At 55.7% G+C, this 23,453-nt stretch carries 23 protein-coding genes; 8 read left to right on the top strand and 15 right to left on the bottom strand.

Features of this window, described 5'->3' with window-relative positions:
- The coding region (locus JHC09_RS04535; protein WP_199530980.1) for an IS1 family transposase at window positions 1-393 on the top strand (393 nt) is incomplete at its 5' end.
- Window positions 394-505: 112 nt separating this feature from the next.
- Here JHC09_RS04535 and rpsD read toward each other — a convergent pair.
- The 5 genes from rpsD to JHC09_RS04510 all read right to left on the bottom strand — a co-directional run bounded on the left by rpsD (window position 506) and on the right by JHC09_RS04510 (window position 4,764).
- On the bottom strand, window positions 506-1,123 hold the full coding sequence (gene rpsD, locus JHC09_RS04530; RefSeq protein WP_169195066.1) for a 30S ribosomal protein S4: 618 nt from the start codon (window positions 1,121-1,123) through the stop codon (window positions 506-508).
- A gap of 217 nt (window positions 1,124-1,340) precedes the next feature.
- Complete coding sequence (locus tag JHC09_RS04525; protein ID WP_199530979.1) at window positions 1,341-2,579, bottom strand: MFS transporter; 1,239 nt, start codon at window positions 2,577-2,579, stop codon at window positions 1,341-1,343.
- Between the two features lie 63 nt (window positions 2,580-2,642).
- The gene (locus JHC09_RS04520; protein ID WP_182394031.1) at window positions 2,643-3,443 is read right to left on the bottom strand and encodes an RNA methyltransferase; all 801 of its coding nucleotides are present in this window, start codon (window positions 3,441-3,443) and stop codon (window positions 2,643-2,645) included.
- Window positions 3,444-3,500: 57 nt separating this feature from the next.
- The gene (locus JHC09_RS04515) at window positions 3,501-4,097 is read right to left on the bottom strand and encodes a GNAT family protein (protein ID WP_199368495.1); all 597 of its coding nucleotides are present in this window, start codon (window positions 4,095-4,097) and stop codon (window positions 3,501-3,503) included.
- 85 nt (window positions 4,098-4,182) lie between these two features.
- A complete protein-coding gene (locus tag JHC09_RS04510; RefSeq protein ID WP_199530978.1) occupies window positions 4,183-4,764 on the bottom strand; it encodes a GNAT family protein in 582 nt (193 codons plus the stop codon).
- Between the two features lie 95 nt (window positions 4,765-4,859).
- Here JHC09_RS04510 and JHC09_RS04505 point away from each other — a divergent pair, with 95 nt between their 5' ends.
- From JHC09_RS04505 to JHC09_RS04495, 3 genes are all read left to right on the top strand, one after another.
- On the top strand, window positions 4,860-5,309 hold the full coding sequence (locus tag JHC09_RS04505; protein WP_349236511.1) for a GFA family protein: 450 nt from the start codon (window positions 4,860-4,862) through the stop codon (window positions 5,307-5,309).
- Entirely contained in the window at window positions 5,306-5,641 is a 336-nt protein-coding gene (locus JHC09_RS04500; protein WP_199530976.1) for a TfoX/Sxy family protein, read from the top strand. Before JHC09_RS04505 ends, JHC09_RS04500 begins: the two co-directional genes overlap by 4 nt.
- 120 nt (window positions 5,642-5,761) lie before the next feature.
- A complete protein-coding gene (locus JHC09_RS04495; RefSeq protein WP_199530975.1) occupies window positions 5,762-6,979 on the top strand; it encodes an NADP-dependent isocitrate dehydrogenase in 1,218 nt (405 codons plus the stop codon).
- 271 nt (window positions 6,980-7,250) lie between these two features.
- On the opposite strand, the gene JHC09_RS04490 is transcribed toward JHC09_RS04495, so the two are convergent.
- On the bottom strand, window positions 7,251-8,990 hold the full coding sequence (locus JHC09_RS04490; protein WP_199530974.1) for a VWA domain-containing protein: 1,740 nt from the start codon (window positions 8,988-8,990) through the stop codon (window positions 7,251-7,253).
- 366 nt (window positions 8,991-9,356) lie between these two features.
- On the opposite strand from JHC09_RS04490, the gene JHC09_RS04485 reads away from it, so the two are divergent.
- Entirely contained in the window at window positions 9,357-10,241 is an 885-nt protein-coding gene (locus tag JHC09_RS04485) for a DMT family transporter (protein ID WP_199530973.1), read from the top strand.
- Window positions 10,242-10,295: 54 nt separating this feature from the next.
- On the opposite strand, the gene alaS is transcribed toward JHC09_RS04485, so the two are convergent.
- Together alaS and recA are read right to left on the bottom strand one after the other, a co-directional pair.
- The gene (gene alaS / locus JHC09_RS04480; protein WP_199530972.1) at window positions 10,296-12,935 is read right to left on the bottom strand and encodes an alanine--tRNA ligase; all 2,640 of its coding nucleotides are present in this window, start codon (window positions 12,933-12,935) and stop codon (window positions 10,296-10,298) included.
- 236 nt (window positions 12,936-13,171) lie between these two features.
- Window positions 13,172-14,245, bottom strand: coding sequence for a recombinase RecA (gene recA / locus JHC09_RS04475; RefSeq protein ID WP_169195257.1), 1,074 nt, complete (start codon window positions 14,243-14,245; stop codon window positions 13,172-13,174).
- 280 nt (window positions 14,246-14,525) lie between these two features.
- Between recA and araD1 the strand changes: the two genes are divergently transcribed.
- A complete protein-coding gene (gene araD1 / locus JHC09_RS04470) occupies window positions 14,526-15,521 on the top strand; it encodes an AraD1 family protein (RefSeq protein ID WP_199530971.1) in 996 nt (331 codons plus the stop codon).
- A gap of 68 nt (window positions 15,522-15,589) precedes the next feature.
- Here araD1 and JHC09_RS04465 read toward each other — a convergent pair whose 3' ends face one another.
- The 7 genes from JHC09_RS04465 to flgB all read right to left on the bottom strand — a co-directional run bounded on the left by JHC09_RS04465 (window position 15,590) and on the right by flgB (window position 21,647).
- Window positions 15,590-18,157 (bottom strand): cell cycle histidine kinase CckA, encoded by a 2,568-nt coding sequence (locus JHC09_RS04465; RefSeq protein ID WP_199530970.1) that lies wholly within the window; start codon window positions 18,155-18,157, stop codon window positions 15,590-15,592.
- 99 nt (window positions 18,158-18,256) lie between these two features.
- Window positions 18,257-19,339: a flagellar biosynthesis protein FlhB gene (gene flhB, locus JHC09_RS04460; RefSeq protein ID WP_199530969.1), complete on the bottom strand. Its 1,083-nt coding sequence runs from the start codon at window positions 19,337-19,339 to the stop codon at window positions 18,257-18,259.
- Window positions 19,340-19,342: 3 nt separating this feature from the next.
- A complete protein-coding gene (gene fliR / locus JHC09_RS04455) occupies window positions 19,343-20,110 on the bottom strand; it encodes a flagellar biosynthetic protein FliR (protein ID WP_349236510.1) in 768 nt (255 codons plus the stop codon).
- 1 nt (window position 20,111) lies between these two features.
- Window positions 20,112-20,378, bottom strand: a complete 267-nt coding sequence (fliQ, locus tag JHC09_RS04450; RefSeq protein ID WP_199530968.1) for a flagellar biosynthesis protein FliQ — start codon at window positions 20,376-20,378, stop codon at window positions 20,112-20,114.
- 89 nt (window positions 20,379-20,467) lie between these two features.
- Window positions 20,468-20,797 (bottom strand): flagellar hook-basal body complex protein FliE, encoded by a 330-nt coding sequence (locus tag JHC09_RS04445; protein ID WP_199530967.1) that lies wholly within the window; start codon window positions 20,795-20,797, stop codon window positions 20,468-20,470.
- A gap of 26 nt (window positions 20,798-20,823) precedes the next feature.
- A complete protein-coding gene (gene flgC / locus JHC09_RS04440; protein WP_169195251.1) occupies window positions 20,824-21,234 on the bottom strand; it encodes a flagellar basal body rod protein FlgC in 411 nt (136 codons plus the stop codon).
- An 8-nt stretch (window positions 21,235-21,242) separates the two neighbouring features.
- Window positions 21,243-21,647, bottom strand: a complete 405-nt coding sequence (gene flgB, locus JHC09_RS04435) for a flagellar basal body rod protein FlgB (RefSeq protein ID WP_169195250.1) — start codon at window positions 21,645-21,647, stop codon at window positions 21,243-21,245.
- 188 nt (window positions 21,648-21,835) lie between these two features.
- Here flgB and JHC09_RS04430 point away from each other — a divergent pair, with 188 nt between their 5' ends.
- Both JHC09_RS04430 and fliP read left to right on the top strand, forming a co-directional pair.
- Entirely contained in the window at window positions 21,836-22,504 is a 669-nt protein-coding gene (locus tag JHC09_RS04430; RefSeq protein ID WP_248308878.1) for a flagellar biosynthetic protein FliO, read from the top strand.
- On the top strand, window positions 22,473-23,258 hold the full coding sequence (fliP, locus tag JHC09_RS04425) for a flagellar type III secretion system pore protein FliP (RefSeq protein ID WP_248308877.1): 786 nt from the start codon (window positions 22,473-22,475) through the stop codon (window positions 23,256-23,258). The genes JHC09_RS04430 and fliP overlap by 32 nt, the downstream gene beginning before the upstream one ends.
- Window positions 23,259-23,453 lie beyond the last annotated feature (195 nt).

Below are 23,453 nucleotides of genomic sequence, written 5' to 3'. Positions count from 1 at the left end.
CTATACCTACGTCCAAAAAAACAGCAGCGAGCGGTTATCTGGACCGTTTATAGCCGAAGACAGCGCCGCGTTGTTGCCCACCACATCGGTGACAAAGGCGTAGAAAGTGCGATCACGGCCTACCGCTTGGCCCTGCAGGCTGTGGGTGAGATCGGGGCCATCTTTACCGATGCCAACTCTTGTTACGCACTCGCTTTCAAGCGCAATGGCGTGACCGTGCCACACCTGGAAACAAAGGCGCAAACCCACCTGATTGAGTCCTCAAATTCCTCAATCAGGGACAATCTTGCGCGGTTCAATCGGCGGACAAAGCGCGTCTCCAAAACAATGCAGATGCTCGAGATTACGCTCAATTTGTTCTTCAACAGACACCTCATAAGGAGTCCCAAATGAACAGTCCCTCCTCAGGGGGAGGCTAGGTGGGGGTAAACGCACGCACCAAAAAAACAAAAAAGGGCCGCTCCGAAGAGCGACCCTTTCCGTATCGAAAAATTCGAAACGCGGATTAACGCGAGTAGAATTCGACGACCAGGTTTGGTTCCATCTGAACTGGATACGGAACGTCCGACAGAGCCGGAACGCGCACGTAGGTCGCAGTCATCTTGTGGTGGTCAACATCGACGTAATCTGGAACGTCGCGTTCAGCAAGCTGAACAGCTTCGAGCAGAACGGTGAGCTGCTTGGAGCGCTCACGAACTTCGATCTTGTCACCAACCTTGACCTGGTAGGAAGGAATGTTGACGCGCTTACCGTTGACCAGAATGTGGCCGTGGTTCACGAACTGACGAGCTGCGAATGGAGTAGCAACGAACTTCGCGCGATACACGATCGCGTCCAGACGGCTTTCCAGCAGACCGATTAGGTTTTCACCGGTATCGCCCTTGCGACGAGCTGCTTCGTCATAAAGACGACGGAAGCCCTTTTCGGTGATGGAAGCGTAGTAGCCCTTGAGCTTCTGCTTAGCGCGGAGCTGTAGGCCGTAGTCGGAGAGCTTGCCCTTGCGACGCTGACCATGCTGGCCTGGGCCATATGCACGGGTGTTCAGCGGGGACTTTGGGCGGCCCCAGATGTTTTCGCCAAGACGACGATCGATCTTGTACTTAACGGAATGACGCTTCGACATCGCGTATCCTTCTCGTAGAGAGTTGAAGGTTTCGCGCCCTCCTTTGCCTTGCTTGCACAAGGCCGACAGACTCCCTTGCGAGAATCCCGGGTGCGCCTATAGCCCCGAAGGGCGGGATAGGTGAGCCGGTGTTTATTGACCGACTCCCCAAGAGTCAACCCAAAGCGCCGGAAAACGCGGCAATCTTCCGCCCGCGCCGTCGCTTTTCGCACTCATGTTACACCATGCGCTTGTTGATCTGGCGCTGCTCACGCAATTGCGGAAAGACCCGGCTCCAGATCACGGCAATTGCCATGGCCCCAAACCCGCCGATCACCACCGCTGGCACAGCCCCAATGAAATGCGCCACAGTCCCGGCCCGGAACTCGCCCAGCTCATTGGACGCACCGATAAACACCGAATTCACGGCATTGACGCGACCACGCACCTCTTCGGGCGTCCACAGCTGCATGATGGTTTCGCGAATGGTCACGCTGACCATGTCCGAGGCTCCGACCAATATGAGAGCCGGGATCGAAAGCCACACGGTCGAAGACAGACCAAAAATCACCGTAAACAGGCCAAACAGCCCAACAAACAAAAACAGCAACTTCCCGGCATGATCACGGATCGGGAACCGCGTGAGGTAGAGCGCCATGGCAATGGCCCCGATCCCCGGCGACGCGCGCAGCAACCCCAGCTCCACTGGGCCCGCATGCAAAATATCCTTGGTATAGATCGGCAGCAGCGCATAGGCCCCGCCCATCAACACCGCGAACATATCGAGCGAGATCGCGCCCAACACGACCTTGTTCGAAAATATGTAGCGAAAGCCGCCGAAAATGGTCTCAAGGCTCGTCGCCTGCCCTGCCTTATGCTGCGCAGGCTTGGGGATCAGCATCACAGTGATCATACCACCGGCCAAAAGCAGGGCCGCGGTCCCGAACGCGAAGGCCGGCCCCATCCCATAGAGCAGGCCCCCCAAGGCTGGTCCGGTGATGGAGGCGAATTGCCAAGCCGAAGCGTTGACGGTGATCGCGTTCGAGAGCGCCTCAGATGGTACAAGGTTCGGCGCCAGAGACTGCGCCGCCGGTCCCCAGAACGCCCGCGCCGTGCCCAAAAACACCAGCACAACGAACATCGGCCAGACCTCGTCGCTGTTTCCCCCTGTCAGCACCAAAAAGCTCAGTGCGCATAAGAGCTCAACAGCCAAACAAATGGCCATGATACGGCGTCGACTAAACCGGTCCGCCGTCAGCCCGGTCACCAGCATCAAAACCAGCGCCGGCAAAAACAGCGCCAGCCCGACAAGCACAAGCAGCAACGCATTGCCCGTCACATCATAAATGTGCCACGCAATCGAGACCGACATGATCTGAACGGAAAAGCTGACGAGCAATGTCGTCAGCCAGAAAAAGCGGAAACCGATATAAGTAAAAGCCAGCTTGGACGGCTCAGAGGGGGCGTGCGTACTCATGAGTACACTGCATCGCACTTTGCCTCCACGCCGTCAAAGACCAAATAGAGCGAGAACTCTAGCTCACTCGTCTTTCTGCGACTTCTGCCGATTGGGGTTCGGCCGCTCATGGCGACGATCAATGGAAGAGATCACGCCCCGCAAGGTGCGGATTTCTTGGCTCGTAAAGCGACCACGCGTCAGCGCCGTACGCAGATTGGTGATCACGCTGGGCTTTTTGTCAGGCGCGGTGAAGAACCCCGACCCTTCCAAAACGGTTTCCAGATGTTCCATCAGCCCCACCAGTTCGTTGCGTGGCGCAGGCTCATGCAGCCCATCGCCAAATGGCAGGGCTTTGCCTTCTTCGCTGGTGCGACGAAACTCATAGCTCATCAGCAAGACAGCTTGGGCAATGTTGAGGGAGGCAAAAGCCGCTTCAACCGGCAGCGTCACAATGGCGTCAGCCAGCGCGACTTCATCATTGAGCAGTCCCCAACGCTCACGGCCAAACAGCAAGCCGACCTTTTCGCCCTTGCGAATATGGGTCGCCATGGTCGCTGACGCTTCTTCCGGCCCATAGACTTCTTTTTGCATATCGCGCGAACGCGCAGTGGTCGCATAGACCAGCGTCAAATCGGCAATAGCTTCTTCGAGAGTTTCATAAACCGTCACGCGTTCCAGCACGTGGTCAGCCTTCGACGCCGCAGCAATAGCCTTTTCATTGGGCCAGCCATCGCGGGGGCGGACAAGGCGCAAGTCCCACAAGCCGAAATTGGCCATGGCACGCGCGGCCGAACCGATGTTTTCTCCCAACTGAGGCTCACACAAAATGATCGCCGGAGTTGGTGCGTAGTTGATCGGTTGAGAACTGTCCGTGCCTGCCATGTGCCGCCCATCCTAGAAAGTCTGGGCGGCATATCGCAATTGCTGGCTAGGGGCAAATCAAGCGACGCGGCCACGCACCGGTAATTGCACGATTTTTGTAGCCGGACGCCAATCGCGGTCGAGCAGTGCGAAGTGCATTTCTTCGTCCCAATCGCCTTGATAAAGAGCGTGCTCACGGTAATGCGCTTCGAGGCGCATACCCAGTTTCTGCAGCAATTTCACGGTGTTGTGGGACCGTGCATCACTGCGCACCACGATACGATGCATATTGAAATGGTCGAACCCCAATTCGAACATGGTCGACAAAGCCTGCGTCAAATAACCTTGCCCACTCATGGTCGGCTCAATCGCAAATGTCATTTCGCCCTGACGCGCCATGGCATCATACCAACGCAAGCTAACCTGCCCGATCAGCCGTTCATCACCCTTGCGGCACAGCGCTAGGGTGAGCACATCACCGGGCCGCACCAGATCGGTTTGCTTACGCATCAGCTCGACCGCGTCGGCCTCGTCTCCCGCATATCGAGACGGACGCTCCAAATAGCGGGCAAGCGTTGGCAGAGCGTGATAGCGCGACACGGCCTTCACGTCCGCGCGCTCAAAGGGGCGTAAGATCAGATGAGCAGTTTCAATCGGAAAACGCAAAGTCGACATCCTCGGGTCCCTTTCAGTTGAGTGAAATATCAGCACTTGCCCGTTGAACGGCGTGAGGTGCTCGCGGTTCCCGAAATATTGTCTCCTATAATAGCGTCTTAGAGCCTTGATTTTGCGCGACCCACTCACGGCTCAGCATGGCGTAGTACAGTTCTTCATCCCAGCGCCCTTTGAACAAGCCGTGCTCGATGAAATGGGCTTCCTTCCGCATCCCCAAGCGCTCCATCAAACGCCACGATGGGGTGTTAGCAGCATCGCAACGGGCAAAAACGCGGTGCAGTTCGGCGCTTTGAAAGGCGAGAGCCAACAGCACACGGCACGCTTCGCTGGCGTAGCCCTTGCCCTGATGATCTGGATGGAAAATCCAGCCAATTTCTCCCTGACGCGCTTCAACATTACGCAGGATAAGACACACCTCCCCCACTAGGGTCCCATCGCGTGTCTCGACCGCCAGCGTCAGCCGACTATCGACCTTATCCAAATGCACATGATTTATCCTCTGCTGGATGGCCAGCGCGCATTCTTCGCGGGTCAGCGCCTCATCCATCAGATACTGCGCCACGTCCTCACGTCCGCGATACGCAAACATTGCGTCAGCGTCCCGGCGCGAAAAATGTCGCAAAACCAAACGCTCAGTCTCAAGAGGCGAGTGTAGGTGAAAATCCATGAGCTTTATCACGCCATTGGCGCCTTCCCACTGCTCAAAACATTTGGCACTTTTGGCCCCTTGCGCCACGGAATGCCAAATGCAAGCCTATCCAGATGCCACAAGATGTACAGCATAATGCCATAGTAGAAGCCAATGGACGCTGCGACTGCGGGGCTGTCACGGTCAGGGCGAGCGGTCGCATCCTTTCCATGTTCACCTGTGCCTGTCTTAACTGTCAGACAGTCACTGGCACCGGCCATAGCAGCATAGCGCTCTTGGCAGCAGACGATATTTCCTTCACCGGCGAAACCAAGCCCTATACCCGTGACGCCGCCTCAGGCGCGCGGTTCACGCGCCACTTCTGCCCGATGTGCGGCACCACGCTCCACGCTCAAAGTTCTCGCGCTCCGGGCGTCAGCATCCTACCTGTCGGTATTTTCGCAGGCAATAATCAGTGGTTTAAGCCCAAACAACTACTCTTCGGGCGCAGCCGCCAGCCTTGGGACTGGTTACCAGAAGGCCTCCACATCCACGAAACCTATCCCGAGAAAGCTGCGCCATGAGCATGGCCATGCAAGAGCTACTCGACCGCTTGGACGCAATCATTCCGCCAAGCCTTGTCTACTCGACCAAGAAAATGTTCGGCGGCACCGCCCTTATGGTCCGTGGCCACATGGCGCTTTGGGTCGGAAAAGAGGGTAATATACTCGTCCGCGTCGGAAAAAGCGGAATGGAAACAGCGCTCAAACACGCAGGCACCTCGCTCATGGAAATGACCGGACGCACCATGGGCGGCTTCGTTCTGGTGTCCGGCGATGTGCTGGAAGACGAGGAAACGCTGGCCTTCTGGTTACAAACGGGCCTCGCCTCAGTCCAAATTCTTCCGCCGAAGTGAACACAGACTTCTCGGCATGCCCCCTTGCCGAGCCTAACTTTGCTCTTTCTTTGGCCGATGTTATACGGCTTACTCACGCGCGGCTAAGATGCCGCTATCATGCTTTTAAGGGAGTTTTCGATGAGCAAGATCAAAGTCGCCAACCCGGTCGTCGACCTCGACGGCGATGAAATGACCCGCATCATCTGGCAGGCCATTAAAGACAAGCTCATTCATCCCTACCTCGACCTCGACATCGAATATTACGATCTGTCGGTCGAAAACCGCGACGCCACCAACGATCAGGTGACCATTGACGCTGCAAACGCGATCAAGAAGCACGGCGTTGGCATCAAGTGCGCGACCATCACCCCAGACGAGCAGCGCGTCGAAGAATTTGGGCTCAAGAAAATGTGGAAGTCGCCAAACGGCACCATCCGCAACATCTTGGGCGGCGTTATCTTCCGCGAACCAATCATCTGCAAGAACGTGCCACGCCTCGTTCCAGGCTGGACCCAGCCAATCATCGTTGGCCGTCACGCCTTCGGCGATCAGTACCGCGCCACCGACTTCACCTTCCCAGGCAAGGGCACGCTGACCATCAAGTTCGCGGGCGAAGACGGCACCGTCATCGAGCACGAAGTCTTCCAGGCTCCGGGTTCTGGCGTTGCTATGGCCATGTACAACCTCGACGACTCGATCCGCGATTTCGCTTACTCGAGCTTCAACTATGGTCTCGCCCGTGGCGTTCCGGTCTACCTCTCGACCAAGAACACCATCCTCAAGGCCTATGACGGTCGCTTCAAGGATATCTTCCAGGAAATCTACGACGCCGAATTCAAGCAGAAGTTTGAAGAAGCCAAGATCTGGTATGAACACCGCCTGATCGACGACATGGTCGCCTCCGCCCTCAAGTGGTCCGGTGGCTATGTTTGGGCTTGTAAGAACTACGACGGCGACGTGCAGTCCGACATCGTCGCACAGGGCTTTGGTTCGCTCGGCCTGATGACCTCGGTTCTGGCCACGCCAGATGGTAAGATTGTTGAAGCAGAAGCTGCCCACGGCACCGTGACCCGTCACTACCGCCAGCACCAGCAGGGCAAGGAAACCTCCACGAACTCGACCGCGTCAATCTTCGCTTGGACCCGTGGCCTCGCGCACCGCGCCAAGCTCGATGACAACGCAGAACTCGCCAAGTTCGCGCTGACTCTGGAAAAGGTGGTTGTCGACACCATCGAAGAAGGAAAAATGACTAAGGACTTGTCCTTACTCGTTGGTCCAGATCAGCCATGGCTCTCGACCCTCGGCTTCCTCGATGCGATCGACGAAAACCTGCAGAAGGCAATGGCTAAGACCTAATCCCTTCCAATACAAAATCAAAGAAACGGCGCCCCTGTGGCGCCGTTTTTTATTCGTAGAACCAAAGACTTACACCGTCCAAAGGCTACGCCGGCACACCACCATGTCCTGCGAACCAACCGCTACAAACGCCACCCTGCCCAAGACCCCTGTGGCCTCACTAAAGCACGGTCGAACACCAAAACGGGCCTCGACTGCCGTCCTAATCCACTCACACAGAAAACAAAAAGGGCGCCCATTGGGCGCCCTCCTCAGATTGAAACCGACCACTCTATTTCGTCTTTTTCTTGCCCTCTGTAGGCTCAGCGGCAGGGGCAGACGACGCTGGCTGATCAGCGGCGATACCGGCAGCAGCGGCGGCAGCTTCAGACACTTCCACCTCCACACGCTCACCAGCGATAACCGTGAACGGCACCTCATATTCTACGTCGTCGGCAAACTGCCCCACGGCAACATAGTCGCCCTCGGCAAAAGCGTACTGCCATTCGACGTCATACTTGGTAGTGACCTCACGGCGCGTGCCATCGATACCTAGCCCGGCTTCATAAATGGCCATGCGCTCTACGCCCGGCGCAGTGAAAGCCGCAACCCCGGCATTGAGATTGACCACAAGGTCCAGCCGCTCACCATCGACTATGGTAATAGGGGTCTCAACGCTGACAGCTTCAAAGTCAGTTTTGAGGATATAATCCCCTGGCGCTGCGTAAAATTTAGCCGACGTATCGTATTCCACGTCGATTTCTTCACGGCGTCCGTCGATGGATTTACGGGCCGACATCAAACCATACCGCAGCTGATTGCTGGTCACATCCACGCCTTCGGCATAGATCGCCGTCGCCTCCATAAAGCCCGCGTGGAGATTGATGTCCTTCTCTAATATTTCACCCGCAGTGAGAGAAAACTCTTCGGTATAGGTGACGGTGTCATGGGTCACCTCCATCTCCAGCGGTCCTGCTGGAAGCCGGAAAATGCCTTCGCCGAACTCAATAGACCTGTCATCACCATAGGAGATGCGGATCTGGGTATTGCTATTGGGCGTCTCACCTTCCGAGGTTACGGCTCGGACCTTCACCAAACCGGCATTCAGATTGACCACCGGTTCGGCCAACTCACCGTCGCCGACACTGATTTTCTGCTCGACCGTCGCCCCGCCCAAAGTGGCGCGCAGATAGTAATCACCGGGCTCAACGTTGAACTTGGCCCCTGAGTCATATTCGGTTTGCAAACGCTCACCGACACCGGTTGCAGCGACTGCGTGCACCTCCCAGACCAATTGGCCCAATTCATTATGATAAGGCACGCCCTCGGCCAATACGGCCTGCGGCACCAGATTAAACTCATGTTCCACTGGGGCAGGTTCAGGTGCTGGTTCGGGTTCTGGAGCTTGGGCGACTTCGGCTACGGCGGTGCCGAGCGCATCAACCAGCCCTGCCCCATCATCAGCCGAGAAATACTTGCCGCCGGTGTTCTCCGCGAGGCAGGCGACTTGTCGCCCTTCCTCATCTGTCAAACCAAAACCCAGAACGTGGGTGGTGAAATTGACGCCTTGCGCTTCTAACTCATTGCCCAGCGCACAGGGATCAACCTCGCAAGTCTCCAACCCGTCAGTAATGAGAATGACCGTTGCGGCATCCTCTGTGTAGCGCAGTTCCTCCGCCGCCAAACGCACAGCATCACTGAGTGGCGTCATGCCCTTAGGGTTTATTTTCGCTGCAGCTGCATTGATTGCCGCAGCTGTCCCAGACGCAGGCGCCACCAGCAACTCGATATCGCCGCAGTTTCCCTTTTCGCGGTGACCATAGGCCATAAGACCGAGCTCTAATTCACTCGGCAGGGTGGACAGCACTTCGCTCAACGTATCGCGAGCAATGCCAATTCTGGGCGTTCCATCGACTTGGGCCCACATTGATCCGGACCCGTCCAAAACAATAATGGCCTGTTCCGCGGACGTTACCGGAACAACCATAGCCAGAGCGACGCAAGCTCCGGAAAAGAGTTTAATCAAGTTCAATCTAGGCTCTCCTCACGAGGCAGAACCGAAACCAGCCCTGCACTATGCTTCGCACCCAGAGACGAAAATAGGCAAACAACTAAACTGATAGCAATAGATCACGCCATCACAAGTCAAACTAACCCATAACAGAGGCCAATAAAGTAACGCACAAATGCAATTTGGAATTGAGCCAAACCAACGACGAAGAAATTAAACAACTGTCGTTTAATAATTTTCACATCCTGAAGCGACGTAACCACCCCCTGTCTTCATCACCTTCTTGAAAATTCATACAAAGCGGCGCACTCCGTGAGTGACGGAGTAAGATTTCGCTCGTATGGTAGTTTCTCCTAACGAATCTCCCTTTTTCACTGAGTGATCCTGATGCCTATCGGCGTCCTACTTGCGTTTGTCGCCTACGCCGTTTTCTCTATGAGCGACGCTCTGATCAAAGTGATCGGCTCTGGCATATCTGTCTTTGAAGTCGCGTTTTTTACGGCCATATTCTCCATCATCCCTTTGATGCTCCGCAAAGACGGCGAGCGTTTTCGCGACATATACAAGCTCCACCACCCTTGGCTCTTGCACCTCCGCTGCGCGACGGCAATTACGGGGAGCGCCTGCGTAGTCTACGCTTTCACGCATATTCCCTTTGCCGACGTCTATGCGATCGGCTTCACCACACCTGTATTCGTCACCGTACTTTCAGTGGTGTTTCTCAAGGAACACGTCACCATCCAGCGCTGGCTGCTGCTGGTCCTGTGTTTCTTGGGTGTTGTATTGGTCATCCGCCCGGGCGTGCGTGAAGTCCTACCCGGCCACTACATTATGATGTTCGGCGCCTTCCTTGGCTCGATCACCACCATCATTCTGCGCCATGTGGCGCCCCGCGAGCGGCGCGTTAGCATTGTCGGGCTGCAAGTGCTCTATTCGGCGATCATCAATGGCTTGTTGATGATCCCAACCTTCGTCATACCAACGTGGGAACAGATGCTGATCTTCCTCAGCATTGGCCTGCTCGGAGGGCTCGGCGGGCTACTTGTCATTGCAGCCACGAAGGTCACACCCGCAAACATCGTGGCCCCTGTCCAATACAGCCAGCTCATCTGGGCTATCCTATTTGGGGCACTCTTCTTTGGCGAATACCCGGATTGGGTCGCTATTATCGGCATGGTGATCGTGGTGATTGCAGGCCTACTCAACGTCATCAGCGACCGCAGACCGATCCGCTGGAAGCCCCGCATCTTCTTCTTTCGTACCGGCCAATAGCCATAAAAAAAGCCCCGTCTCACGACGGGGCTTTTGTATATCGAGCGGACGCGCTTAGAGCAGCGCGCGGATCGCTGCCACAGCGTCTTCAGCCTTGGAGGCGTCTGGACCACCACCCTGAGCCATATCTGGACGACCGCCACCGCCCTGACCGCCGAGAGCAACTGTAGCGGACTTGATCAGTGTGCCTGCTGCGTACTTGGCGGTAAGGTCGTCGCTGACGCCAATAGCCACAGTGCCCTTGCCGTCTTCACCCTTGAGGACAACGACAACGACGCCGGAACCAATACGCTTCTTCTCAGCGTCAACGACCGACTTGATGTCTTTAGCCGCAATGCCTTCAACCACGCGACCAACGAAGGTCACGCCGTTGACTGTTTCCGTCGCGCCGCCACCCTCGCCGCTGCCGCCGAGCGCCAACTTCTGACGGGCATCAGCAAGAGCCTTTTCAGCACTCTTAAGCTGGTTCTGCAGCGCTTCAATGCGATCAAGAACCTCGTGGGTTCCCGAACGCAGGAGACCGGCCGCCGAGGAAACCAGCTGGATATTGGTGTTGCCACGATGACGAGCTGATGTGCCGGTGAGTGCTTCAACGCGACGGACACCAGCAGCAACTGCGCCTTCCGACACAATCGACACCAGACCGATATCGCCAGTACGCTTCACATGCGTACCGCCACACAGTTCAACGGACCAGCCAACACTGTTACCGGTTGGCTCACCCATTGAAACAACGCGAACTTCGTCGCCATACTTTTCGCCGAACAAAGCACGCGCGCCAGATTCCTTGGCTTCTTCCACGCCCATTAGGCGTGTTTCAACTGGGGTGTTCTGGAGAATGATCGCGTTGGCGATGTCTTCAACTTCTGCCAATTCCTGTGGGGTCATTGGCTTGGTGTGGACGAAGTCAAAGCGCAGACGATCGGCCGAAACCATCGAGCCCTTCTGCGCAACGTGATCACCGAGAACGAGGCGGAGCGCTTCGTGCAGCAAGTGGGTCGCGGAGTGGTTCGAACGGATCGCCGAACGACGTGTGTGATCGACAACCAGCTCAACAGCCTGACCGACCTTCAGCGCCCCCTCCTTGACGGAGACACGGTGCGCGAAGACGCCCTGATACTTGTTGGTATCGGTGACAATGGCAGTAACGCCATCAGCCTTGATCACGCCGCTATCGCCGACCTGACCGCCGCTTTCGCCATAGAACGGTGTCTGATTGACGACGACAATGCCGTCCTGACCAGCGGAGAGTTGAGTGACTTCCTTGCCATCGACCAAGATGACATTGATCTCAGCTTCAGCGGTTTCGGTTTCGTAGCCGAGGAATTCGGTCGGGCCGAGCTTGTCCGCAAGACCGAACCAAACGGTGTCGGTGCCCGCTTCGCCCGAACCAGCCCAGTTCTTGCGCGCTTCAGCCTTCTGCTGCGCCATAGCGGCATCAAAGCCTGCTTGGTCAACAGTGATCGAACGCGAACGCAGTGCGTCTTCGGTCAGATCGAGTGGGAACCCGTAGGTGTCGTAGAGCTTGAACGCGGTCGCGCCAGCGAGAACGTCGCCTTCGCCCAGCGAAGCGGTTTCGGCTTCGAGAATCTGCAGGCCACGGCCAAGGGTCTTGAGGAAGCGGCCTTCTTCAAGACGGACGGTTTCCGCGATCATAGCTTCGCCACGACTTAGTTCTGGATACGCCTGACCCATTTCGCGCACGAGAGTTGGAACCAACTTGTGGATCACTGGCTCGTTAGCACCCAGAAGGGTCGCATGACGCATCGCACGGCGCATGATGCGGCGCAAAACATAGCCACGGCCTTCGTTGGATGGCAGAACGCCCTCAGCAATGAGGAAGCTCATCGAACGCAAGTGGTCGGCAATTACGCGCAGCGAGCGATTGCCCGGACCGTTGATGTCGGAATTGGTTGCGTGAGCGGCAGACGAGATCAGCGCCTTGAACAGGTCGATATCGTAATTGTTGTGAACCCCCTGCATCACTGCAGCGATACGTTCAAGACCCATGCCGGTATCGATGGACGGGCGTGGCAGGCCAGTACGCGAACCATCGGCATGCTGTTCGAACTGCATGAAAACAAGGTTCCAGATTTCGATCCAACGATCGCCATCTTCATCAGGAGAACCCGGAGGGCCGCCCCAGACCTTATCGCCGTGGTCATAGAAGATTTCCGAGCACGGACCGCAAGGGCCGGTATCGCCCATCTGCCAGAAGTTGGACTTGGCGCCGAGGCGAACAATGCGATCTTCAGAAAGACCAGCAATCTTCTTCCAAAGCTCCATAGCCTCATCATCGTCCTGATAGACGGTGACCATCAGCTTGTCTTTTGGAAGAGCCCAGTCCTTGGTGAGGAGGTTCCAGGCCAGTTCAATCGCGTCCGACTTGAAATAATCGCCAAACGAGAAGTTGCCGAGCATTTCAAAGAAAGTGTGGTGGCGAGCGGTAAAGCCCACATTGTCCAGATCGTTGTGCTTACCGCCAGCGCGTACGCACTTCTGCGCCGTCGTTGCGGTCGAGTAAGGACGCTTTTCAACGCCGGTGAAGACGTTCTTGAACTGGACCATGCCCGCATTGGTAAACATCAACGTCGGGTCATTGCGCGGGACGAGCGGGCTCGAGGCAACGGCTTCGTGGCCATTGCGTGCAAAGTAGTCGACAAAGCTCGAACGAAGATCGTTTACGCTGGTCATACACAGGCTTTCATGGCGAGCGGGCGCAGTGACGCCCGAGTAGGAAAATTTGGGGGCTATTTATCGTGATGGCTCGTTGTGTGTCCAGCGTTGGACGGGGAAAAACCGGCGAGTTTTCAGCAAGTGGCGCATTTGCCCCAAGCGCTGTGACGGCTTTGTCAATTATTTGACCTAAAGCGTCCCCCCGGAAAACAAAAACCCCCGCCGAAGCGGGGGTAGTGCAATCCATTTCAATCTTAGTCTTCGCTACCTGCGTCGTCTTCGCCGGCCGCCACCAAGAGCACTTCACCGAGGAGGCCGGAGCTTTCGCGCACACCCTGTTCGATGGTGTTGGCGACTTCTGGATTATCCTTGAGGAACTGTCGGGCATTTTCACGCCCCTGCCCCAGACGCTGACTTTCCCAAGAGAACCAAGCGCCCGCCTTATCGACGATGCCGGACTTCACACCCAGATCGAGCAATTCACCAGTCTTGGAAATGCCTTCGCCATACATGATGTCGAATTCAACCTGACGGAACGGCGGTGCAAGCTTGTTCTTGACCACCTTGACGCGGGTCTGGTTACCAACGATCTCTTCGCGATCCTTGAGAGCACCGATACGACGGATGTCCAAGCGAACCGACGCATAGAACTTTAGCGCGTTACCGCCTGTGGTGGTTTCTGGCGAACCATACATCACACCGATCTTCATACGGATCTGGTTGATGAAGATGACCAGACACTTCGACTTCGAAATCGACGAGGTCAGCTTACGCATGGCCTGGCTCATCAGACGCGCCTGCTGGCCCGGCAGGCTATCGCCCATTTCGCCCTCAAGTTCAGCGCGAGGGGTGAGAGCCGCAACCGAGTCGATGACGAGCACGTCGATCGCGCCCGAGCGCACCAAGGTGTCCGTGATTTCAAGCGCCTGCTCGCCAGTATCCGGCTGCGAAATCAACAGGTCGTCGATATTCACGCCAAGCTTACGAGCGTAGACCGGATCAAGTGCGTGCTCGGCGTCCACAAACGCGCAGATTCCGCCCTTACGCTGGGCCTCCGCGATAACATGCAGCGCCAATGTAGTCTTACCGGAGCTTTCCGGACCAAAAATCTCGACAATACGGCCCTTTGGCAGACCACCAATGCCCAGCGCGATGTCGAGACCCAGCGAACCGGTTGAAATAGCTTCAACTTCAATCGCCTGGTTTTCACCCAAGCGCATGATTGAGCCTTTACCGAAATTACGTTCGATTTGGCTCAGCGCGGCCGCAAGAGCCTTGTCCTTGTCCATAGATCCACCTTCAACAACGCGAAGCGACGAAGCTGCCATAATGCTGTCTCCTTATTTCACGCTCTCGAAGTCACTGCAACGAGAGGATCTAGCCAATGTGCGATATCTGTATCGCATTTGTTCTCATTTTGTACCCGTTCAGTCAAGGCCGAAAATGAGAACAAAGCCAGACTTTTGAAAGACAGCCTGTTCAGGGCCCAATTGCCGCGATTCTGCTGCGCCTGTCGCGTCACTTTAAAAAGTATGATTTATGGCTAGACAGCTGCCAAAAGCTTGGGTTTTATGCCCCCGCTCAGGGGAAGCGCAGCCGAGGACTGATATGCATCTCATACAATATTTGGACGACAACAACACGCGCGCGGTGGGCGTAACGCTCGAGGGCGTCACGAGACGCCTCAACGAGATCACGAGCGTCTACGCTTTGGCGCAGAAGGCTTTTTTGACCGAAGGTGGCATCCCTGCAGTGGTGAAGGCTGTGGGTCTTGGTGAGACTGTCGACAAGGCAGAACTCGCCGCCGCAGGACGCTTGCTTTCGCCCATTGACCACCCCGATGCCGCCCATTTGCATGTTACCGGAACGGGCCTAACCCACCTTGGTTCGGCAGCAACCCGCGACGCTATGCACAAGGCAAATGGTTCAAAGCCTGTCGAAGAGCTGACCGACAGCATGAAAATGTTCCGTATGGGACTTGAGAACGGCAAACCGAAAGACGGTGAGCGTGGCGTCCAGCCGGAGTGGTTCTACAAGGGCAATGGCAATATCGTTGCGAGGCCCGGCCAGCCAATCCCGTCCCCAAGCTTTGCCCTCGACGCTGGTGAAGAGCCGGAGATGGCCGGCATTTACGTGATCGATGCGGATGGCAATCCGCGCCGCATCGGCTTTGCTGTGGCCAATGAGTTTTCTGACCATGTCACCGAGCGCATCAACTATTTGTACCTCGCACATTCGAAACTGCGCTGGTGTTCATTTGGCCCTGAAATCCGTGTCGGTGATTTACCGAAGCACGTGGAGGGCACCTCGCGCATCCTGCGTAATGGCGAAGTGCTATGGCAAAAACCGTTCCTCTCCGGCGAGGACAATATGAGCCACACCATAGCCAATCTAGAATACCACCACTTCAAATACGATCTGTTCTGCCAGCCAGGCGATGTGCATGTGCATATGTTTGGGACAGCAACGCTTAGCTTCGCTGATGGGATTTTGACCCAACCCGGCGACGTCTTCGAAATCGAAGAGACCCAGTTTGGCTTACCGCTCCGCAATGGAGTTGCTATCGATGCCGACAAGGACGTGAAAGTTTTGGGGCTCTACTGATCCCCACACCCGCGCAATAAAAAGCCCGCTTCTCGTGAAGCGGGCTTTTTTTGTTCAGACAACACAGATCAATTCGGCTTGTCCTGGCGCTGCAGGACTTCCTTGACCTTAGAATTGATGTCGTCGAGCGAATAAGGCTTAGGCAGGAAGTCGACGCTCTGATCGTCCTCAATATCGCGTCGTACGCTTTCCTCAGCATAGCCAGAGACGAAGATGATCTTCAGATTCTTGATCTTACCACGGATCGATTTGAGCATAGTCGGACCGTCCATTTCCGGCATCACCACATCAGAGATGATCAGATCGACCTCATAGTTGTGATCTTCGAGTACCCAGATCGCCTCTTCACCGCTATCGGCTTCGAGCACTTCATAGCCGGTGGCGCGCAGCGCGCGAGCGGAGAAGGCACGGACGCTTTCTTCGTCTTCCACGAGCAGAATACGCTCGTGACCGGTAAGGTCCTTTGCTGGCACGGCAGCCGCAATAGCTGCCTTCTGCACTTCTTCAATCGTCGGTACATGACGCGGCAGGAAGATCTTGAAAGTTGTGCCCACGCCGACAGTTGAAACCGGATAGATAAAACCTTCGGTCTGTTTGACGATGCCGTAAACGGTCGACAGGCCAAGCCCGGTGCCTTTGCCCAATTCCTTGGTGGTGAAGAAAGGATCGAAAATCTTCTGCAAGATCTCCGGGCTCATACCGGTACCGGTATCTTCCACCTCGATGAGCACGTAATCGGCTGCTGGCATCCCTTCATGACGCATGGAAACAACGTCGATCTCGCCCACATTGCTAGTGCGAATGGTGATCGAGCCACCATTTGGCATAGCGTCACGGGCGTTAACGACGAGGTTGATGATAACCTGCTCTAGCTGCACCACGTCAGCGCGAACCGGCCAAATATCACGGCCGTGATCAACGGCCAGCTGGTTCTTTTCGCCAATCATGCGCTTCAACAGCACCGTCAAATCATCAACGATCAGCGGCAGTTCAAGTACTTGTGGCCGCAGGGTCTGGCGGCGCGAGAAAGCCAAGAGCTGCCGGGTAAGACCGGCCGCGCGGTTAGCGTTCTGCTTGATCTGCATCAGCTCATTAAAGGACGGATCGCCCAACTTGTGCTTAAGCAAGAGGAGATCGGAGAAGCCGATAATGGCTGTGAGGAGATTGTTGAAATCGTGGGCAATGCCGCCTGCCAACTGACCAATCGCTTGCATCTTCTGGCTCTGCGCAAACTGCGCTTCGAGCTTGCGCTGATCCGTCATATCAAGCGCGTAGACATTTACCTGTTCAGGCGAACCAGCACTGAGTTCCGACGCCGAGATATAAAGGCGAACCGCGTGATCGCCTTCCATATTAAGCGTCGCATCTACAGGCTCGACAGCCGACCGCCCCGACATAGCGTCAGCAATGGCCTTCACCAGCTTGTCGCGGCTGGAGCCATCGACCAAGTCCACGACTGGATGCAGTTCCAGACTTTGCGCTTCCCCTGACCACTGGAAGATACGGCTAAACGGGGCATTAGTACGGACAATCCGCCCTTCCCCATCAAGCGTCGCAATCGCGAATGGCGTATCGTTGAAGAAGCGCGAGAAGCGCACTTCAGCGGCACGTAGCGCTTCTTCATTGTCTGGGGCACTGGAGCGATCGAGGACCAACGTGCGGGTTTCGCCGAGTTCGCCATCGGCCAAGCGCGCTGCACGGTGCAACAGACGCACAGGCAATGTCGTACCATTGCGGCGCACGAAATCGATGTCGATGATCTCCGTGCGAATTTCGCCATCGCCACGACCACGCATCAGCAGTGACGCACCATCGCCACGGACAATGTCCGATAGCGCCAATTGGCCGACATTAAACTCGGCCAAATCATAACCCAGCCAATCCGCCAACGTCGAATTGAGATACTGGATACGGCCCTGGGCATCTGCAGAGAAGAAACCCGAAGGCGAGTGATCAAGATAGTCGATTGCGCGCTGCAGATCGCGGAACGCCGTCTCGTTGTTTTCGCGATCACGCGTAATGTCTTCGACCGACCAAGTGACTAGAGGCTTGGTCGTTTCGTCGCTAGCGGGGAGCGGACGCACCGCGACGCGATACCAGAAAACGCGATTGGCTTCGGCTTGAGACCCCCCAAGGCCGCCCGGAATTCGAATGTCTTCAATGGCATTTCGGCCTTCCTTGGCAGCGCGCGACAGTCGGTAAACCGCCTCGCTCGCATCGGCATATCCCGCAAAAAGGCGCGGTACGCCAACAGGGACCCCATTGGTGACGCCGCCGGGAAAGCTGCCGTAATGGTGGTTCACGTATGAAATCTTGCCATCACGGTCAGCAATCAGCACACCAAAGGGCATGCTATCGACCAGAGCATGATTGACGGTACGGCGTTCTTCGGTTGAGGCGAAGCGGAAGAGATTGGCCGCAAGCCCGAACAGGAAAAACACACCCGCTACAGCTAGCAGCCCAACGAAACTCATCACGATCTCGGGCGATATGCGATCTCCGAAGAGAGAAAACACAACCGCCGCCGCAATCAGCGCCGCGCCGAGTAGTATAACGCGCCACAATCCCGTGCCGCCACGCGCAGCGTCGAGGACGGGTTCGGGATAGCTATGCTCGCCGAGCGGCGTCCTTGCCATAATTACGTGCTCCAACGTCCCGAATCGAGACAATTAAAAAAGGATTAGCAAATGGGGGCCGGTGTTGGGAGCCCGAAGGAGTTAATCTTCATAGTCAATCTACCGCGTCGGACGCCAACCTCCACGCCGATTTTTCAGGCCCATCACGAAACCGATGACTTCAGCAACAGCCTTGAAGTGCTCGATTGGAATGGTTTCATCAAGATCCACAGTGGCATAGAGCGCGCGAGCGAGGGGTGGGTTTTCAACCACAGGCACGTCACTATCTTCGGCCAAAGCGCGAATGCGCAGAGCAACGGCATCGACGCCCTTGGCGACGCAAATTGGCGCAGCCATCTTAGCATCGTATTTTAGCGCCACCGCAAAGTGCGTGGGGTTTGCGATAACCACGGTAGAATTAGGGACCTGCGCCATCATGCGCTTACGAGACCGTTCTTGCCGCAGCTGACGCAGGCGTCCCTTCACATGCGGATCGCCTTCCTGCTGCTTATACTCTTCGCGCGTTTCCTGAACGGACATCATCTGACGCTTCCACCACTTCTGACGAACGTAGAAGTAGTCCGCTCCAGCGATAATCGTCACGACAATCAGAACTGCGCCGAGGATTTTCACGCCGAGCTCTTGAAAATCCAAGAGCATAACGAGCGGATCAGCGGTCATCATCGTGTCCAGTCGGTCGCGTTCCGGCCAACACACTGCAACAACGACGGCGCCAACGATGATGATTTTAAGAAGCCCCTTGCCGAAGTTCACCAGAGCTTCAGAAGAGAACAGGCGCTTTGCCCCTGCTAAGGGAGAAATTTTGGATAGCTTGGGCGTGATGGGCTGTGCGGACCAAACCGGCTTGTGCTGTACCAAATTCGCCAGCACGCCGCAGGCAAACAGAATGATAAGCGGGATCAACATGACCCCGAGGACAGAGTAAACCAAGCGACTGATGAAATCAGAAAAGCCAGCAGCACTGATGTCGATCTGATCAACATTCATCAGGACAAGACTGAGCGACGTGTTGAGTTCGCTCGCAGCCCAAGGCGAGACCGAGGCGAAAACACCGGTGATGCCTATCAGCATAAACCAGGAGGTAACCTCTTGGCTTTTCGCGACATCACCCTTTTTGTGGGCGTCATCGAGCTTTTTCTGGGAGGGGTCTTCAGTTTTGGAGTCTTTATCCTCGTCTGACATCTCTTAGCCTCGCCACATCGTCAGATGCTCTTCGAAGGCGGTAAGATACCAGCCCAGCATCATCGAGAGGAGAAGGAAGAGGAGCAGGATGCCGACCAAGATATTGGCTGGCATAAGCACAAAATACACCTGTAACGCAGGCATGAGACGCGCGAGGATGCCCGAACCAAGGTTAAAGACCAGGCCGAAAACGATGAACGGCGCTGCCATCTGTACGCCGACAGCGAAAGCACTCGCCACGGTTTGCAGTGCAAGCTGCATAAAGTCTTCAAACATCATCGGGGCCGATATGGAGAAGACCCCGTAGCTGTCATAAATCGCGGCAAGAGCCAGATGGTGCAGGTCTGTCGAAAAGATGAGCGCCAAACCCAAAAAAGACAGAAAATTCGCAAACACGGCGCTTTGCGCACCAGCTTGGCCGGGGTCAGCTCCGAGCGCACCCGATAGACCCGTTTGGAACGCCACAATGGTCCCTGCCACGAGGGTTGCCATTGTGGTGATACGAATAATCCCGCCGATGATCAGCCCAATAGCTAGTTCATGCAGCAACAGGCCAACGACAGCGCCTAAGTCTGTCGGCATAGCGGGAATGAGGGGACTAAGAAGGGGAAAAACCACAAACGTAAACGCTAGCGCAAAGCACAAGCGAAGCCGCATCGGAATAGTCTTCTCTCCGAGGGCGGGCATCAGCATCAGCAACGCGCCAATGCGTGCGAACAAGACCATGAACGCAAAGGCCACATCTGGCAGCCAATTTAGGCTGACCGTCACCTCAGAACCCGACGATAATCATGTCGACGACTTTATCCATAAAGCCCGACAGGGTCGCCCCCATAAAGGGCAGGATCAGCAACATGGTAAGGAACATCGCCACCACCTTCGGCACGAAGACGAGCGTTTGTTCTTGGATTTGCGTTAGCGCCTGGAAAAGCGCGATGACAACACCGACGGCAAGGCCAACAAGCATCAATGGTAGCGATACGATGAGCAAAGCCCAAATCGCTTGTTGAGCAATATCGAGTGTTTCTGCGCCAGACATGACAGGGTTCCGGTGGAATCAGGCCGTTAGGGTAGCGCAATTCGGGGTAGCCCGGCTCTGAATTTGGCCGGGCTCCCCAAAACTTAGTCTTAAATCGACATCCGCATGATTTCTTCGTAGGCGGAAATCACACGATCCCGAAGGGTGACCATGCTTTCAATAGCCATTTCGGTTTCAGAAAGCGCAGTCACCATATCGATGACATTCGCCTTGCCATTGACCATATCAATGGCCAGTGCATCCGAAGTCTGACCTTTGTCGAGCACGCTCTGAACATTGCTCGCCAGCATGGACGCAAAGTCGTTACTCGGACCGAGGTTCGCCTGCAGATCGGTCATCGGCAGCGGCTGCATATTAACGAGACGGCTAGCGTTGGTATAAGCGCTAGTTGCGGCATTTAGTGGGGTAGTAAGTGCCATAACAAAAGCTCCAATAAAAAGGGTTATTAACCGCCAAGAATGTCGAGCGTGCGCCCGAGCATCTGACGTGTGACCGTGACAACGTTGAGATTGGCTTCGTAGCTACGCTGCGCCTGCCTCATGTCCGCGGTCTCAATAATGCTGTTCACGTTTGGATATTGAACGTAGCCACTCTCATCTGCAGCAGGGTGACTTGGCTCGTAGCGTGGAATGAAGTCGGATTGGTCCAACGCCAACCGGCCAACCTCGACGATGCGTCCGCCCACTTCAGCATCAAAGCTAGCGTGGAATGTTGGGATCCGCCGACGATAGGGGTCCTCACCCGGCGCTTTGCCAGCCGAGTCCGCATTGGCGATATTCTCTGCTATGACGCGCATGCGCGCTGTCTGAGCATGCAGTCCAGTAGCGGCGATCTTGAGTGATGAATTAAAATCCATGATCTACCTCAAACGTTCTTACCCAGCGCCACGCGCAGGATACGGACCGACTTCTGATACAGCGACGTCGCCGCTTGGTAGTCCATCATGTTGGTTGTTACTTTCATCATCTCATCCTCGAGCGTGATCCCATTGCCCTCGGGTGTGACTTCGAAGTTTGCCATTCGCTGGGCTGCGAACTGACCGCCTTCTGAAGATGCAACGATGTGCATAGGCTGGGTTGCGATCGTGGAGATCGAAGCTGAACTCATTTGCTTTGCTCTTTTAGCAAAGTCATACTGCGCAAGATCTCGACCGCGATAACCGGGTGTTTCGGCATTCGCGACGTTCTCTGCGAGCAATCCTTGTCGGCTTTGATGCCAACGCATTTTATCGGTCAGTGCTGAAAACACCGGCATGTCCATCAGTCCCATTTCCCGACTCCGCAGTTGTTAATGGGCAATTCTTGCCGATTTTAGGGTTAACAAATGGTTAATTTTAGTCGCAAAATGCTTTGCTGACAGCAATATGCGGCAATAATTACCCATCAAAAGGCCGATCTTGCCCTTAAATACAAATCGGACTATCGCCTTACGTGCCTGACAAAATGGGAGTTTCGACCTTGCAGTTTATCACCAGCCTCTTCGGAGGCAGCGGCAATACGGTGGTTACCGCCGTGCTCGCGCTTGCCATCGTCCTCGTCCTTATTCTGCTGGTAAGCTGGCTACTCAAGTTCATCAGCAATGCATCAGGCAAAGCAGTACGCGGTCGCAACAAGCGACTCGCCGTCATCGACACGTTAAATGTTGATCAGAAAAGACAATTGCTCATTGTGCGCCGTGACGATGTCGAGCATCTCATCCTCATTGGTGGCACCCAGGACATCGTCGTAGAAGCGGGTTTTTCGGCGCCTGAACACCCAGTCGCGGTCCCTTCGCGACGCGGCTTGTCACCTTCAGCCGGGCGCCGAATGCCCCCCCCTGCCCAACCAACAACACCGACGGACGTCGCGCATACCGATTCTCCGGAGCCTGTTGTGACGGCTGCGCCAGGCACTGTACTTGAGCAGTTGCAACGTGCAGGTCACCCATCGGACAGGAAGGGTCACGTATCGCTGCGCCACACCGGTCTTTTGCGTCCTGTCCGCAAGGGAGACGAAGATTCCGCGTCGCAAACGTCGGATTATTCGACCGTTAAGCCTGTCGACTCAGATAAAGAGGGCGCTGACACCGATTTGGGCGGGAATGCGTCGCTTGATAATGACACTAAAAAAGATGCAAATCGCAGCTAAACCAGCACGCAGCTGGGGATGGAAAATCTGGCTGCCAGTGATCCTCGCTGGCAGCTTTTTAGTTGCCGCGACATCCACAGGCTACGCTCAAGACGTCTCTATAGACTTCGGGGACGAAACGACCCTCACGGAACGCGCCGTGCAGTTGATCGGCATGATCACACTGCTATCGCTAGCGCCCTCGATCCTCGTCATGGTGACGAGTTTCACGCGCATCGTTGTGGTACTTTCCCTTCTCCGCACAGCCATTGGCCTACAGACTGCGCCGCCGAACTCAGTGATGATCTCGCTGGCGCTCTTTTTGACACTTTTCATCATGCAGCCAACGCTGCAGCAGTCTTACGACCAGGGCATAGCGCCGCTGATGGCCGGAGATATTGAGGTCGCCGAAGCCTTCGAGAGAAGTGCAGCACCGCTCCACGAGTTCATGCGCTTCAACGTGCGCGACAAGGACCTCTCTCTATTTTACGACCTAACGTCAGCCGAAGTCCCTGAAACCGTAGAAGAAATTCCGCTGCATCTGCTCGTGCCAGCGTTTATGATTTCTGAGTTGCGGCGGGCATTTGAAATCGGCTTCCTACTCTTCCTGCCCTTCGTCATCATCGACATGGTGGTCGCTTCTGTTCTGATGAGCATGGGTATGATGATGTTACCGCCGGTGACGATCTCACTCCCCTTCAAACTCATTTTCTTCGTCCTGGTCGACGGCTGGTATCTCGTTGCCGGGTCACTTGTTCGAAGTTTTGGCACATAGCCAAGCCAAACCTTGGAGTTTGTAACGCCGCGGCTTCACTGAAAGCCGCGGCGTTTTTTTTTGCTGTGTCAGACAACCGACGGCTCGGTCACCGCCGTAGAGCTGGTCGGGGCCTTATCTGATCATGTTGGAGCACATCAATGGGAGGCACGTGCCCGCTGCCCTAAAAGCCTAACTATGCGCTCAAAATGAAAA

Origin of the sequence: Devosia sp. MC532, from assembly GCF_016461625.1 — a bacterium.
Classification (GTDB): domain Bacteria; phylum Pseudomonadota; class Alphaproteobacteria; order Rhizobiales; family Devosiaceae; genus Devosia.
Note: the sequence above shows the minus strand (reverse complement) of the source record. Positions and strands in the feature narration are given on the sequence as shown.